This is a genomic window from Robiginitalea myxolifaciens, from assembly GCF_900115205.1.
Taxonomy (GTDB): Bacteria; Bacteroidota; Bacteroidia; order Flavobacteriales; family Flavobacteriaceae; genus Robiginitalea; species Robiginitalea myxolifaciens.
On the sequence record NZ_FOYQ01000001.1, the window covers coordinates 816,788 to 832,641 of the forward strand.

Consider the following 15,854-nt stretch of genomic DNA (forward strand, 5'->3'; position numbering starts at 1 on the left):
ATTGCGCTTTTTACAAATTTACAACTTGAGGCATTAGTCGTACCTTAGTCGGGACAACTTTAGCCAAACGAAAATGTCTGAAAATCGATCGGTTTTCCAATATGGAGAAGACCGGCTTACGGTAGGTATTGCCCTGGGATTATCCCGAGGAAATGTTCAGGGCAACATTGGAGCGAAGGCCGCTTCCAGGATCGAAAAGTCCGCCGCACGCGTCGCTGCAATTGTGGCTCAAAATGAAGCCGTTTATGGAATTAATACGGGCTTTGGTCCGCTTTGTACCACCAGGATCTCCGCCAGTGAAACCAATTTATTGCAGGTCAACATCCTCAAAAGCCACAGCGTAGGAGTTGGCGACCCCATTTCGGAGGAGCTCAGCCGGCTGATGCTGGTGTTGAAAGTTCAGGCACTTGCCCAGGGGCATTCCGGGATTCAACCGAAGACCCTGGATCGAATCCTCTGGCACCTGGAGTCGGGATATACTCCGGTGGTCCCCGCTCAGGGATCGGTGGGAGCCTCTGGGGATCTGGCCCCACTTGCCCATCTGTTTTTGCCTTTGATAGGACTGGGAAAGGTGTGGAAGGATGGAAAAATTATCCCCACCGCCACCATTATGGAGCCGCTTGGACTGGAACCGTTGGCCCTCGGACCCAAAGAAGGGTTGGCGCTGATCAATGGCACCCAATTCATCGCAGCCCATGCAGTTTTGGTTGTGGAAAAGATGCAACGCTGCTTGAACCAGGCCGATGTTATCGGGGCAATGATGATCGAAGGCTTACAGGGTTCGGTAAAACCTTTCCACCAGGGCCTGCATCAATTGCGCCCCTATTCGGGAACCCAGCACGTTGCCGAACGCATGCGAAACCTGCTTAAAGGATCAGAAATCCTGGAAGAGCATATCGATTGCGAACGGGTACAGGACCCTTACTCCCTGCGTTGCATTCCTCAGGTCCATGGCGCCTCCCGAAATGCATGGCTCCATCTTAAGGAATTGGTGGAAATTGAACTGAATTCCGTGACCGACAACCCCATAATCCTCGAAGATGGGGAGGCGGTTAGCGGGGGTAACTTTCACGGTCAGCCCCTGGCCATGGCATTGGATTACGCCTGCCTGGCAGCCAGTGAAGTGGGTAATATCAGCGACCGCAGGATCTACCTTGCCCTGGAGGGGAATCAAACCGACCTGCCCAAATTGCTGATGCAGGATACCGGACTCAATTCCGGTTATATGATCCTGCAATATACCTCTGCTGCCCTGGCAAGCGAAAACAAGGGCCTTTGTTTTCCGGCCAGTGCCGATAGTATTCCCACTTCCATGGGACAGGAAGATCATGTGAGCATGGGCTCGATAAGCGGGCGCAAGGCCCTGCAAGTACTGGAAAATGTCGAAAAGATCCTGGCAATCGAACTCCTCACAGCAGCCCAGGCCTTTGAATTTCGAAAGCCGCTGAAATCGGGCTGGTTCCTCGAAAAAGTCCACAATCTGGTGCGGGAACACGTGTCCTTCGCTAAAGAGGATCGCGTTTTTGCCGATGACATCGAGAAAGGACTGGAATTGCTTCGTTCCGGGGCATTGATCGGGATGCTCGACTCGGTATCCAAAAAGAAGAAAGTGGGCCTGAAAACCCAATTTGAGAACCTCTTTGAAAGCCTCTAGGTAGACTTATGAAATCAAAAATCCAGCTTCTCGGTCCTTTTACTCAATTGCTACCCATGTCGCAGCTGCCAACAAGGGGAGCACTTAAGGACAGCTCAATCCCCATCATTGAGGATGGGGGCTTGCTGGTCCAGGGAGATCGGATCCTGGACGTTGGCCCTTATGCGGATCTTCTTAATACGGAGGCTGGAAAGCAAGCCGAAAAAATTACAACAACAGGAGAATTAGTAGTCCTCCCCGGAATGATCGACGGGCACACCCACAGTTGTTTTGCCGGGAGCCGCGCCCGGGATTACGCCATGCGCAATGGCGGGCAATCCTATCTGGAGATCGCAGCGGCAGGCGGCGGGATTTGGGATACCGTAACCCAGACCAGAAAAGCCAGCCTCGATGTGCTCAGGGAATCATTGGTTTCCCGATGCCGGCATTTTGCAACGATGGGAATCACCACCCTGGAGGTCAAAAGTGGTTATGGCCTGAATCCGGAGGAAGAACTAAAAATGCTTCAGGCCATTGACGGGGCTGCTGAAGAAGTGCCCCAGGACCTGGTTGCCACCTGCCTGGCAGCCCATATGGCGCCCCGGGATTTTTCGGGTAGCAAGACGGCGTATCTGGATTGGATCGCAACAGAACTACTCCCCGTAGTTCGGGACAAAAACCTGGCCACCCGCGTCGATGCCTTCGTAGAAGAAACTGCCTTTAGCCCGGAGGAAATTCGACCGTACCTCGAAAAAGCAGCGGAAATGGGTTTTGACCTTACAGTCCATGCCGATCAGTTTTCCACCGGCGGTAGCGAAGTTGCCATTGCCTGCGGAGCCAAAAGTGCCGACCACCTGGAGGCAAGCGGGCCTCGCGAAATTGAATTGTTTGCCAAAAGCGATACCATTCCGGTTGCGCTACCCGGAGCCAGCCTGGGCTTGGGTTGTGCCTTTACCCCTGCCCGGCAGCTGTTAGATGCAGGCGCTTCCCTGGCCATAGCCAGCGACTACAATCCCGGTTCTGCCCCCATGGGGGATTTGCTTACCCAGGCCGCAATCCTGGGCACCTTTGAAAAACTGAGCAATGCAGAAGTTTTGGCTGGAATTACCTTCCGGGCTGCCGCAGCACTCGGATTGGAAGATCGCGGAATTCTCGATACCGGAAAACGTGCCGATTTTATTGCCTTTCCAACCGCAGACTACCGGGAAATCCTGTATTGTCAGGGGCAACTTCGACCTTCGAAGATTTGGATTGCCGGTGAGCAAGTTTTGTGATGCACCCAGGGAAACAGAAAGTACCCGAATGAATAACCGGCTAAATCAATGCCGCCATGCAAGAGACTAAAAATCATACCGAATTTCAAAAGAAAATCCTGGAGGGAATTCCCGCAACACTTCCCCCTGCCAAAAAGCGGAATCCGGATGTAAGCCATGCCCCTCGGCGAAAAGATATTCTGGATACCCCCGACAAGAAATTGGCGTTACGCAATGCGCTGCGCTATTTTCCGAAGTCCTGGCACGCCGAACTCGCCCGGGAATTCAAGGAAGAATTCGACCAATATGGTCGCATCTATATGTATCGGTTTATGCCCGATTATCCCATGTACGCCCGGCCAATAACGGAATACCCCGCCAGGTGTGCTGCGGCAGCGGCTATTATGCTGATGATCCAGAATAACCTGGATCCGGCGGTGGCCCAACATCCCGAAGAATTGATCACCTATGGCGGGAATGGGGCGGTCTTTCAGAATTGGGCCCAGTACCTGCTGACCCTAAAATACCTCGCTGAAATGACGGAGCAGCAAACGCTGCATATGTTTTCAGGACACCCCATGGGATTATTCCCTTCCTCGCCTCAGGCGCCGCGGGTGGTAGTGACCAATGGGATGATGATCCCCAATTATTCGCAGCCCGATGACTGGGAGCGCTTCAACGCCCTCGGGGTAACCCAGTATGGGCAGATGACGGCAGGATCCTATATGTATATTGGCCCGCAGGGCATTGTTCACGGGACGACTATAACCGTACTCAATGGGTTTCGCAGGTGCCTGCCCGGGGAGGAAGATTTTAGCGGAAAGCTGTTTCTGACTGCAGGCCTGGGGGGAATGAGCGGAGCGCAGCCAAAAGCCGGGAACATTGCCGGATGCATCACGGTATGCGCAGAAGTCAATCCCGCTGCAGCCCACAAAAGACACGAACAAGGATGGGTAGATGAACTTTACGAAGATCTGAAGCAGCTCGTTATTCGCACCCGGGAGGCCATGGCTGAAAAGGAAGTTGTTTCCCTGGCTTATCTGGGGAATATCGTGGAGGTTTGGGAGCGCTTTGCCGATGAAGACATCTACGTAAGCCTGGGCAGTGATCAGACCTCCCTGCACAATCCATGGGCAGGGGGTTACTACCCCGTCGGCCTGAGTTTTGAAGCGGCCAATACTATGATGGCCGAAGATCCCGAAAGCTTTAAAAAGGAGGTGCAGGCTTCCCTGGTCAGACAGGTAAATGCCATTGCCCGGCATACAGCCAAAGGCACCTACTTCTTTGATTACGGCAATGCGTTCCTGCTCGAAGCTTCCCGGGCCGGCGCGAAGCTGCTTTCGGCCGATGGAAAATCTTTTATTTATCCTTCCTACGTGCAAGACATCCTGGGGCCGCTTTGTTTTGATTATGGTTTCGGACCGTTCCGTTGGGTATGTTCCTCCGGCGACCCCAAAGACCTCAGCCTGACCGATCAGTTGGCGCTGGAAGTAATGGAGCGACAACGGGAGGAGGCCCCGGCGGAAATCCGCGGCCAATTACAGGATAATATCCAATGGATTCAACAGGCCGAAGAGAATCAATTGGTGGTGGGCTCACAGGCCCGCATCCTCTATGCCGACGCGCAAGGGCGAATGGAGATTGCACGAGCTTTCAATGAAGCGATCGCAGCAGGACGAATTTCGGCCCCGGTTATTCTGGGAAGGGACCACCACGATGTAAGCGGTACAGACAGTCCTTTCCGGGAGACCAGCAATATTTACGACGGGAGTCAGTTTACTGCCGATATGGCCGTGCATAACGTTATCGGAGACAGTTTCCGCGGAGCTACCTGGGTTTCCCTGCACAATGGTGGCGGAGTCGGCTGGGGAGAAGTTATCAATGGGGGATTTGGCCTGGTGCTCGACGGTAGTGCAGAAGCCGAAAGACGCCTGACCCAAATGCTGTTTTACGATGTAAATAACGGGATTGCCCGCAGAAGTTGGGCGCGAAATCAAGAAGCTATCTTTGCCATCAAACGCGAAATGGATCGTACCCCGGGCCTTGCTGTTTGCATCCCGGAAATGGTAGACGATTCCTTACTGGACGACTTATTTTAGTTTCAATAAGCAACCCATAGAATTGATGAGTAACGCAAAAACTAATCAGTAACGCATAATACCAAAGTGCTGTGAGCTTTCAATACCTTCCTCCTAATCCCGACCTGTGGCATGGGCGCAGCTCTTCGTCAAAGGAGTATCTGCATGAAAATGTGCACTGTTTGGCCCTCGAGGGGGAGACCAGCCGATTGGGTAGTGACCCTACCGGACCGGGTAGCGACTCAGCAGCCTCTAAAGCCAAATCAGCGTTTATCCTTGGGTATGCCAGCGACCTGGGCGTAGCCCGAAATTCCGGGAGGGTTGGGGCAGCGCAGGGCCCTGAGGCCTTTCGTAGCGCGCTGGCTAAACTGCCCTGGCACCTGGGAAGTCAGCAACTAATTGATCTAGGGGATCTGACGCATCAGGGAGACGACCTTTCAGGCCTACAGGCCGGCTTCTCCAAAATCGTTATGGAAAACATAAAAGCCGGGAACTTTTCCCTGGCCGTAGGAGGGGGTCACGATATCGCATATGCGCATTACACAGGATTGAGCAGTGCAATCTCACCAGATCAAAAGCTGGGTATCATCAACTTCGATGCGCATCTGGATTTGCGCTTGCCGGGGGATGCGGCGCATTCCGGATCTCCCTTTTACCAGATCTCCCAGGATTGCAAGGCAAAACAACGAGCCTTTGATTACGCCTGTATCGGGGTACGCGAGGATGCCAATATTCCGGAACTCCTGAACCGGGCACGTGAACTCGATGTCCTGATGGTTTATAGAGATGCCCTGGAAGATTCCCTGCCCCGTTTTGAGGAATTTCTTGCCAACCAGGATTACCTGTATCTGACCATTGATCTCGACGGATTCGCTTCGGCCTTTGCCCCGGGCGTCAGTGCGGCTTCTCCACTGGGCTTCTCCCCTATTGAAGTATATCCCTTTCTGGATCGGGTGCTTGCAAGCGGAAAACTATTGGGTGCGGATCTTGCAGAATTAAATCCCACTTATGACCGGGATAACCAAACCGCAGCCCTTGCAGCTGGTTTGGCGCATCGGATATTACATAAGCGGAAGGAAGTTCGCTAAGGCGGCGATTCCAACTACTCCAGCCAGGATTTGTAATACTTCCCGTCGTCCAGGTCGAGTGCGGTCTGAGTGACCATAAGCGGCTTGAAGGTATCTACCATCACCGCGAGTTCCTCCGTTCCCTTTTTACCAATACTGGCCTCGTAAGTCCCCGGGTGTGGGCCATGTGGGATTCCTGCGGGATGCAAAGAAATATAGCCCTTGTCGATACCCTTGCGGCTCATGAAGTCGCCGTCTACATAATAGAGCACCTCATCCGAGTCGATATTCGAATGGTTGTAAGGGGCCGGGATCGCTTCCGGGTGGTAATCATACAAGCGGGGAACAAAAGAACAAACCACAAAGGCACTGGTCTCGAACGTTTGGTGTACGGGTGGCGGTTGGTGGACACGGCCCGTTATGGGTTCAAAATCGTGGATGGAAAACGCATAGGGATAATTGTAGCCGTCCCAGCCCACCACGTCGAACGGATGGGTGGCGTAAACCATGTGGTGCAATTGCCCTTGCTTCTTAACCTTCATCAGGAATTCGCCTTTTTCGTCGTGGGCCTGAAGGTTTTCCGGCAGGCGGAAGTCCCGCTCGCAAAATGGGGAATGCTCCAGATGCTGCCCAAACCAGTTCCGGTACCGTTTGGGGGTATAGATCGGATGATAGGATTCCACAATGAATAAGCGGTTATCAGGACTATCGAAATGAATTTGATAGATCATCCCCCTGGGGATCAATAGATAATCCCCATAACTAAATGAGAGGTCTCCCATCAGGGTTTTGAGTGTCCCCGAACCCTCGTGGATAAACAAGAGCTCGTCGGCATCGGCATTTTTGTAAAAATATTCAGTTTGAGACTTTCGGGGAGCTGCCAGCGTAATATGCACATCCGAGTTAAAGAGTACCACTTTCCGGCTGTCGAGATAATCATCGGTGGGAGGTAGCTCCAGGCCTTTCAGCAAGCGGGAATGCATATTGTATTGCACGGCTGCACGAGGGGAATAATCCAGTGTTTTGGTAATCTCACTAACCTGAGTTGGCCGGTGGAGGTGATAGAGCAGGGAGGACATTCCATCGAAACCAATAGTCCCGAACAATTGCTCATAGTGCAGGGTACCGTCGGCCTTGCGGAATGTGGTGTGTCTTTTATGGGGAATCTTACCCAATTTGTGATAGAGCGGCATAGTGCTGAAGCTTTTTTCTGCTGCCCTAAAAATACGAAGAAACAAAAAAAGCCTCCCTTATCGGAAAGCCTTTCATTGAATACGGCATTGGTTGCCGTTGACCTCGAATCCCCGAAGGGATTACAACACAACGAGGCAAAGATAATAAAGATTTTGATTCCTAATAACTATCCTTGATCCAGGCGTAGGGTTGGCGGTATTGCCATTGGCCCCGGGTAAAGTCTGGAATAAACTGGGGTTCGCCCCCAGCGGCAATAGAACGTTCCGATAAAGGTGTGATCACTGACCAGGCTGCGGCGTCGTAAGCATCGATAGGAGGTGCCACCCCCTGCTTGGCCGATTCCACAAAGGCATGCAGGACAAAGAAGTCCATGCCCCCATGTCCGGCACCTGTTGCGTATTCCCCATACTTCTTCCAAAGCGGGTGGTCATAACGCTCCAGCCATTCGCTGGCCACATCCCAACGGTGGGGATCGGACTGGCCTTCTACATAGATGCGGTTGCCATCTACTTCCCACAGTCCGTTGACTCCCTGAACCCGGAAGCCCAGCGAATAGGGACGCGGTAAATTGCAATCGTGGGTTATAATGATCGTTTCCCCCCGGGCGGTAGTCACTGTTGTGGTGATTACGTCACCCTGTTTGAATTTCAGGGAGGCGTTGGGGTGGTCGGCTCCTCCCTTGGAAACAATGTGGTTGTGCAATCCTATGGCTTTGGTGGCCGAGGAAGTTAGGCTCACCATCCGGTTTCCCCGATTGATATCGGCCATGGCCGCAATTGGTCCCAGTCCATGGGTGGGATACACATCCGCATTCCTGCTCAAGGAATACTGGGTCCTCCAGCGGGCCTCGGATATAGCCTTTTCTCCAAATTCCACGCCGCCTCCGTAGGGTTGTTTGCCATTGTTGAATTTAACCTCCCTAAGATCGTGCTGATACCCACAGCGGAAATGGACCAATTCCCCGAAAACCCCTTCGCGAACCATATTTAAGACGGCCAGGATATCCCTCCGGTAATTGACATTCTCCAACAACATGAGGTGCGACCCACTGGCCTCGTGAGTATTGACCAGATCCCAGCACTCTTCGAGCGTGGTAGCCGCTGAGACTTCCAAGCCGGTATATTTACCCGCTTTCATACTATCGACAGCCATAGGAGTATGCCAGTTCCAGGGGGTGGAAATGATCACAGCGTCCACGTCGTCCCGCTCCAGTAAATTCCGATAGTCGTAGTCGCTTTCCCCCAGCATAACGGCTTTGGGCTTCCCCGCTTTAGCTAAGAGGTGTTCCGCCAGTGAAAGACGCGTTGGATCGGTATCACAGATTGAGGTTACCTGAACATCGTCGCGCAAAATCAGGTTGTTCAGGTGGTTGGTCCCTCTAAGGCCCACGCCAATCAGGCCCACTCGTAACATCCCTTCAGTGTAGGGGAATCCTTTAAATGCCGCTGCTTGCTCCGGGTGGCCAGCAGCTAATGTAGTAGACGGGAAAAGACCAAGGGCGGCGGCAGCCCCTGCGGTTTGTCTGATAAATTTTCTGCGTGATTTCATGGCGGGCATGCTGTGTTGCTGGTTGAATAAATCGGGATAGATATCCGAAATATAGGAAATAAAGCGGCGGTCCTTTCGTTCCTGTTCAAAATGGTATTTTTGCGTCGGATTTCGACCCCTAAACAATAACTAACAATGACCCTATTATTGATGGCCGCCGGACGAGGCAGCCGCTACGGCAAACTAAAACAGTTCGATTCCTTTGGACCCCAAGGAGAATTCCTGATGGAATTCAGCATTTACGATGCGATCAAAAATGGATTTGAGCATATTGTGCTGATAACCCAAAAGGACAATGTCGACTACCTGAAAGATTACTTTTCAGGGCGATTGCCGGAAGCTATAAAACTCGATGTCCTGGCACAGGAACTGACCGACCTGCCCGAGGGTATTACCTTCGAGGGAGAGCGGCCGAAACCCTGGGGAACCGCCCATGCCGTTTGGACTGCACGGGAGGTTATCGACGGTCCTTTTGCCGTTCTGAATGCAGATGACTATTACGGGCAACCGGCCTTTGAACATTCGGCCCGCTTTATGAAGGATTCCGAAGAAACCGGAGCTTTCGGTTTGGTAGCCTATACTTTGGAGGATACCCTGAGCCCATATGGTTCGGTAAGTCGTGGCGTTTGCAGCCGTAATGGGAATCAATTGGTTTCTGTGGTCGAGCGTACTCAGATTGAGCGACAGGGAGATCGGATTGTCGATTCGGATAGCGGACTCGAGTTTGAAGGCAACACTCTGGTCAGTATGAATTTCTGGGTTTGCCAGCCCTCGATATTCCCACAGATCGAAACTGATTTTCGCCATTTCCTGGAGGAATCTGAAGATCCATCCAAAGGTGAAATCTATATTCCTTTTGTTATTCAGGATATGCTCCAGGCGGGAAAGGCCGAGGTTGCGGTGATCCCTGCCGAGAGCCAATGGTTCGGAGTTACCTACTCTGAAGACAAGCAGAGCGCAATGGATGCCCTGGCTAAACTGAGCCAGGATGGGGCGTACCCCTCCCCACTCTGGTCCTGAACCAATAGCTAATAGTATGCTGTAGTGGAAACTGATTCGTTAGCTGCCATCCTCCGGGCCTATGGGTACACTCCCGAAAGTGCCCGGCTTGCTCCCATGCAGGAAGGCTATATCAATCAGTCCTATCTCCTGTGTGCTCCGGGGTTTCCGGATCGTTTATTGCAGCAAATCAGCCTGGCTGTTTTTCCGGATATAGATCCGCTGATGGAGAACTTGCAGCGGGTGCTCCCCTTACTACAGGCCCCGGATTACCATCCCATCCAATTGATCCCGGCTTCCTCCGGGGAGTCCTTTATTCGCGATAACACGAACGCTCCGTGGCGCTTGCTTTCCTTTGTGGAAAACTCTCGCAGTTATGGCCATACAGACAATCCGGAAATTGCCTTTGAATGCGGCCGGATTGTAGGGAGATTTCACCAATTGCTGGAAGGCGTGGACGTGAATTCCTTTCCACCTGTGCTCGTGGATTTTCATAATCTGGAAGTCCGCCTGGAACAACTCCGGCTAGCTGAGGAATCGGCAGCCCGGGAAAGAATGCAAAAAGCTTCCCCCTGGATCTCACAGGTTGGGGAATTGGCCCGCTATTTCGATTATTTTCCGTGGGAAAGCCTGCCCTTGCGACTGTGTCATAACGATACCAAACTGAGTAATTTCCTTTTCGACGAAGCTTCGGATAAAGGACGCTGCCTGGTCGATTTAGATACCATTATGCCCGGGTATTTACTTTACGATTTGGGCGATATCCTCCGGATGCTTATCCAGCCCTTTGCCGAAGACCATCCAAATTACAAGGAGCTATACTTACGACCGGAATACTTTGAAGTCTTTTGCCAGGGTCTGGCAAGCTCTGGTCTTTACATGACGCCTGCAGAAAAAGGAGTAGTGGCTGAATCGGCATTCCTTATGCCCTTGTTGCATGGGATTCGTGGCTTAACGGACTATCTCGAAGGCGATCGGCACTATCGCGTGGTCCATCCCGAGCAGAATTTAGTACGTGCCAGTAACCTGATCACCACAGCCAGGTTGGTACACCAGGACATGGACAACCTTAAGCAACTGGCAAGATCCGTACTCGATTAGGCCAATTAAACTGAAAGGGCTAACCGGACGAGAGCAAGTCCTTATTTAAAAGCACTGATCCCAGTTATATCCGCACCGGTTATCAGCAAGTGGATATCGTGGGTACCCTCGTAGGTGATCACGGATTCCAGATTCATCATGTGGCGCATGATGGAATACTCGCCGGTAATCCCCATTCCCCCGAGAACCTGACGGGCTTCGCGGGCAATTTTCAGGGCCATGTCCACATTGTTCCGTTTGGCCATAGAAATCTGTGCTGTAGTGGCCCGACCTTCGTTTTTGAGTTGTCCCAGGCGGAAGGCCAGGAGCTGTGCTTTGGTGATTTCAGTAATCATTTCGGCAAGCTTCTTTTGTTGCAACTGGAAGCTTGCGATTGGTTTCCCAAACTGGCTGCGTTCTTTTGCATACCGCAGGGCGGTGTCGTAGCAATCCATGGCCGCACCAATAGCTCCCCAGGCAATCCCATAACGGGCAGAATCCAGGCAGCCCAGCGGGGCACCCAATCCGTTCTTACCGGGCAGCAGATTCTCCTTGGGCACCTTGACATTATCGAAAATCAGTTCCCCGGTGGCAGATGCACGCAGGGACCATTTATTGTGGGTTTCGGGCGTGGAAAATCCTTCCATGCCGCGTTCCACAATTAGTCCGTGAATCCGACCCTCTTCATTCTTAGCCCATACTACGGCCAGATCCGCAAAGGGGGAATTGGAAATCCAGAGCTTTGCCCCATTGAGGAGGTAATGATCGCCCTTATCTGCAAAGCGCGTAACCATCCCTCCAGGGTTCGAGCCGTGATCCGGTTCGGTAAGCCCAAAACAGCCCATCTTTTTTCCGGAAGCCAGGTCGGGCAGGAATCTTTTGCGCTGCTCCTCGGTACCATAAGCAAAGATCGGGTACATGACCAGGGACGACTGTACCGACGCCGTTGAGCGGACCCCACTATCGCCCCGTTCTATTTCCTGCATGATCAAGCCATAACTGATCTGATCCAATCCAGCACCACCATATTCCTCGGGGATATACGGGCCAAAGGCTCCAATTTCTGCCAGGCCGGCTATAATTTCGTTCGGGAATTCAGCTCGCTGCGCATAGTCCTCAATAATCGGACTCACGGCCCGCTTTACCCAACTACGGGCAGCATCACGGACCAGTTTATGTTCCTCGCTAAGCAGGTCGTCCAGGTTGTAATAATCGGGAGATTCGAATAAGTCGGGCTTCATCTTCGGCTATTTTTTGACGACATCAAATGTATGGAAATATCACATCTGACGTCCAAAATGTTTCATATTTAACGAGTAGTGGCAATTACTGCTCGTTTTAGGTGCAATTTTTTACAAAGTTCTGCATTCTCAGCGACATATCAATCCACCCGGCCAGGTTCCCGGCGCGCCTTACCTTCAGCACCGGTGAGCGCATCTCCTAATTCCTGCCGCATCGCCTCCGCCAATGCCAGAAGCTCACTTACTTTTTCGGGGTAGGCGTCTGCAAGATCCTGGGATTCAGCCGGGTCATCCGAGAGCCGGTAGAGTTCGGGTTGCTTAACTTCAAAGTGGGTGTATTCCCCGGGTAACCCATCGCCCCCCGGTGGTTGTCCTTTCATAGATCGGTAGCGGTGTGGTAAGAGCAATTTCCACTCCCCAAGCCGTACCGCTTGCAATTCATTGACGCGGTAGTAATAGAAATACGGACGCTCCGGTGCCTCCGATGTGTTGCCACTTAATAAGGGCCATATGGAATTGCCATCGATTTTTTTACCAGGTAGGGCCAGGCCACAAGCCTGCACCAGTGTAGGCAGTATATCAATGGCCATCACTGGCTGATCAATAAGCTGTCCTGCTTTAATTCCCGCGGGATACTTCATTACAAAAGGCTCTCGCACACCACCTTCCCAGTTCGTACCCTTCCCCTCGCGTAATTCTCCGGCACTCCCAGCATGATTGCCATAGGACAGCCAGGGACCGTTATCGGAGGTAACCATTACTATAGTATTATCGGATAGTCCTGAACGCTCCAGGGCCTTCAGGATTTCTCCTACCGACCAATCGAGCTCCATAATCACATCCCCGTACAAGCCCCGTCCGCTTTTTCCTTTAAAACGATCCGATACATACAGGGGTACATGGGGTTGCGGATGGGGAACATATAGGAAGAAAGGACGTGCTTTGTTTCTTTCAATAAATGCAACGCTCTTTTGGGTTAGCGCCATGGTAAGCGTTGTTTGGTCGGTCAGGGTATCGATCACCTGCTCCTGCTCGTAAAGCGGTAAGGGAGGGAAATCAAAGACCGGTCCCTGTTGCGGGTGCAGGGGCCACATATCATTGGAATAGGGAATGCCAAAATATTCATCGAACCCATGTCGGGTGGGCAGAAATTCAATTGCATCGCCCAGGTGCCATTTCCCAAAGATCCCTGTGCGGTACCCTTTGGCCTGCATTAATTCTGCCAGGGTTTCTTCCTCCGGATTAATTCCCACCGGACTATTCGGCATCAATGCATTGTGAATACCAATCCGGTTGGGATAGCAACCGGTAAGTAAAGCTGCCCGTGAAGCCGAGCAAACTGGTTGGGCTGCATAGAAATTTGTGAGTTGTACCCCATCCGCGGCGATGCCGTCCATATTCGGGGTTGGGATGTCTTTTGCTCCAAAAACGCCTATGTCGCCATAGCCCATATCGTCCATAAAAATCAGGACAACATTTGGAGGCTGCTGCGTTCCTCGGGTAAGATCCATTGCAGGGCGCTGTCCCGATAAGGCCAACAGTAACAGATACAGGTAGAGATGCGGAGCGGTAAACACTACAGGTAATTTTATCGGAATGTACGCAAATTTAAATCGGGGATTCGCTACGCAGGCCGCGATTGCAGCAGCCAGGGTAATGCGGTGCCAGCTAGGGATTCAGGAACAGGTCAATCAGACCGTCGGGGGTATTGATGTGGATTTCGCGGGCTTTTCGATCTACCCGCTCCAGGAAGGGATCACTTACCGGAATCAGGAGTTCCTTACCGTCTTTTTCTGCGATGAAAAGGACCTGGGAACTCTGGTCATTGACCCCTTTGATTTCGCCAACGTGTCCATGCTGGCGATCAATCAGGCTAAACCCGATAACCTCATGGTAGTAGAATTGATTACCGGATAGCTCCGGGAGCTGTGTCAGGGGCAGGTATAGTTCTGCTCCGATGAGTTTGGTGGCTGCATCCTCCCCGCTTACCTCCTCAAAACTCAGACGAAGTAATTCACTCTTGTGCAGGCGACTTTGGCGTATAAAAAAAGGAACCAGTGTATTCCCAAGGGAAATAAACACTGATTCCAGATTTTCGTATTCGCCTGGCTGGTCGGTATCCAGCTTTGCGAGTAAATCGCCTTTATAACCATGGCGGGAGACAATCTTACCGAGGTAGAAACAGTCCTCCTTGCGCATGGCGGGCAAATTTATTCCTCTTCGCTCTCGGCAGCTTCGGCCTTAGCTTCTTCAACAGCTTCTGGCGCTTCTGCTTCGGCTACTTCTGCTTCAGGAGCTGGAGCTTTGGCAACGGCTTCAACCTCTTCGGTTGCAGCTTCTCCTTCAGGAGTTTCAGGCAGTTCTGCTTCAGCAGCAGCGGCGGCGCGTTTCTCGTTAGCTTCTTTCTCAGCTTCCAGAGCTTTTGCGCGAGCTTCTTCTTTAGCTTTCTCCAGATCTTTAGACTTTGCAAGGATTTTTTGCTCCTTGTCGGTAAGCCAGGCCTGGAATTTCTTTTCAGCTTCCTCTTCGCTGAAAGCACCTTTGCGAACGCCACCCAGGAGGTGGTGCTTCATCATTACTCCTTTATAGGAAAGGATACGACGAGCAGTTTCGCTGGGCTGAGCTCCATTGTTGAGCCATTCCACAGACTGATCCACATCCAGCTCAATAGTAGCAGGATTGGTATTTGGATTGTAAATTCCTAATTTCTGGAGGAAACGTCCGTCGCGTTTTGCGCGGGCGTCTGCAGCCACGATCCAGTAGAAAGGTTTTCCTTTTTTACCATGGCGTTGCAATCTAATTCTTACGGGCATATCACATTAAATTTTGAGGTTCCCGACCCCGGTTATTAATTCATTATTTGCTTAAAAAGCGGGTGCAAATATACATTTCTTTTATAGAAGTCTCACTATATCCTATAGTTTTTTATTAGGCCTCTCCCTGGAGAAAACTGGTGATCCCGAAGGGGTGCGATCCGCTTAATCCGGCGATGCAGGGGCTCAAAGTGTTAAAGGGTGCCGCTCCTTTGTTAAACTATGTTAATCGCTTGATTTTCCGATAGTTAATTCTTATACTATATATGGTGTTACCGAAAGACGGTAAGCCACCCAGAATTTAAAATGAAGATAGATTAATGAAGTATTCGGAAAAGATTTCCAATAAATTAAATGAATTACTCGAAAAAACTTATGACGCGGAAAAAGGCTATCGCCTGGCTGCCGACAAGGTAGAAAACCCAGCGGTCAAGAAGTTTTTAAACGATAAAGTACAACAGCGCTACAATTTCGGGCATGAACTCAAGAATGAAATTTCGGAGTTCGGACAATTGCCGGATAAAGGCGGAAGTTTTAAAGGGGACATGCACAGAATCTGGATGAACCTGACTTCCACCCTGAGCAACAACGATACAGAGAGAATCCTCGAAGAAGTTGAACGCGGCGAAAAAGCAAGCCTGGAGGAATACAACGAAATCCTCAAGGAAACTACCTTGCCAATGAGCACGGAAAACTTGCTCACCAAGCAGCGCGATGCCATTAAGGCCGCCCTCGAAACAGCTAAGCGTTTTGAGACTGCAGTAGCCTAAGACTTTGGCACTATAAATAAACCCTAACCGAAAGAATCCCGGCCATGAGTCGGGATTTTTTTTGCCAGCGCACCAGCTGGCTCCTCGCTGTAAAAGATCCACAGGATCTTTTACGGTCGCTCGACCCCAGTTGATAACTCCTAAAAAGTAGGCTTTATCTAAAGGAGGTATTTCCATA

At 51.5% G+C, this 15,854-nt stretch carries 13 protein-coding genes; 7 read left to right on the forward strand and 6 right to left on the reverse strand.

All coding sequences use genetic code 11. The features are described 5' to 3' along the window. Nucleotides 1–73 precede the first annotated feature (73 nt). The 4 genes from hutH to hutG all read left to right on the forward strand — a co-directional run bounded on the left by hutH (nt 74) and on the right by hutG (nt 6,052). Nucleotides 74–1,654, forward strand: a complete 1,581-nt coding sequence (gene hutH / locus BM318_RS03615) for a histidine ammonia-lyase (RefSeq protein WP_092980748.1) — start codon at nt 74–76, stop codon at nt 1,652–1,654. Nucleotides 1,655–1,662: 8 nt separating this feature from the next. Next, nucleotides 1,663–2,907 carry an imidazolonepropionase gene (gene hutI / locus BM318_RS03620; RefSeq protein WP_092980750.1) on the forward strand — a complete coding sequence of 415 codons (1,245 nt, stop codon included), beginning with the start codon at nt 1,663–1,665 and terminating at the stop codon, nt 2,905–2,907. 56 nt (nt 2,908–2,963) lie between these two features. Beyond that, the gene (locus BM318_RS03625; protein WP_092980752.1) at nt 2,964–4,985 is read left to right on the forward strand and encodes a urocanate hydratase; all 2,022 of its coding nucleotides are present in this window, start codon (nt 2,964–2,966) and stop codon (nt 4,983–4,985) included. A 71-nt stretch (nt 4,986–5,056) separates the two neighbouring features. Then, nucleotides 5,057–6,052: a formimidoylglutamase gene (gene hutG, locus BM318_RS03630; RefSeq protein ID WP_092980754.1), complete on the forward strand. Its 996-nt coding sequence runs from the start codon at nt 5,057–5,059 to the stop codon at nt 6,050–6,052. A 14-nt stretch (nt 6,053–6,066) separates the two neighbouring features. Here the strand turns inward: hutG and BM318_RS03635 are convergent, their stop codons facing one another. Beyond that, on the reverse strand, nt 6,067–7,224 hold the full coding sequence (locus BM318_RS03635; protein ID WP_092980756.1) for a homogentisate 1,2-dioxygenase: 1,158 nt from the start codon (nt 7,222–7,224) through the stop codon (nt 6,067–6,069). A gap of 160 nt (nt 7,225–7,384) precedes the next feature. Continuing rightward, a complete protein-coding gene (locus BM318_RS03640; RefSeq protein WP_092982055.1) occupies nt 7,385–8,773 on the reverse strand; it encodes a Gfo/Idh/MocA family protein in 1,389 nt (462 codons plus the stop codon). Between the two features lie 135 nt (nt 8,774–8,908). Here BM318_RS03640 and BM318_RS03645 point away from each other — a divergent pair, with 135 nt between their 5' ends. Continuing rightward, entirely contained in the window at nt 8,909–9,793 is an 885-nt protein-coding gene (locus BM318_RS03645) for a nucleotidyltransferase family protein (RefSeq protein WP_092980758.1), read from the forward strand. A gap of 24 nt (nt 9,794–9,817) precedes the next feature. Then, nucleotides 9,818–10,873, forward strand: a complete 1,056-nt coding sequence (locus BM318_RS03650) for a phosphotransferase enzyme family protein (RefSeq protein ID WP_092980760.1) — start codon at nt 9,818–9,820, stop codon at nt 10,871–10,873. A gap of 41 nt (nt 10,874–10,914) precedes the next feature. Here the strand turns inward: BM318_RS03650 and BM318_RS03655 are convergent, their stop codons facing one another. From BM318_RS03655 to BM318_RS03670, 4 genes are all read right to left on the reverse strand, one after another. Beyond that, a complete protein-coding gene (locus tag BM318_RS03655; protein ID WP_092980762.1) occupies nt 10,915–12,093 on the reverse strand; it encodes an acyl-CoA dehydrogenase family protein in 1,179 nt (392 codons plus the stop codon). Between the two features lie 140 nt (nt 12,094–12,233). Next, the gene (locus BM318_RS03660) at nt 12,234–13,670 is read right to left on the reverse strand and encodes a sulfatase family protein (protein ID WP_245759727.1); all 1,437 of its coding nucleotides are present in this window, start codon (nt 13,668–13,670) and stop codon (nt 12,234–12,236) included. Nucleotides 13,671–13,761: 91 nt separating this feature from the next. Then, nucleotides 13,762–14,292: a ribosome maturation factor RimM gene (gene rimM, locus BM318_RS03665; RefSeq protein WP_092980764.1), complete on the reverse strand. Its 531-nt coding sequence runs from the start codon at nt 14,290–14,292 to the stop codon at nt 13,762–13,764. Between the two features lie 11 nt (nt 14,293–14,303). After that, entirely contained in the window at nt 14,304–14,906 is a 603-nt protein-coding gene (locus tag BM318_RS03670) for a 30S ribosomal protein S16 (protein WP_092980766.1), read from the reverse strand. Between the two features lie 320 nt (nt 14,907–15,226). On the opposite strand from BM318_RS03670, the gene BM318_RS03675 reads away from it, so the two are divergent. Next, entirely contained in the window at nt 15,227–15,676 is a 450-nt protein-coding gene (locus tag BM318_RS03675) for a ferritin-like domain-containing protein (protein ID WP_092980768.1), read from the forward strand. Nucleotides 15,677–15,854: the final 178 nt, after the last annotated feature.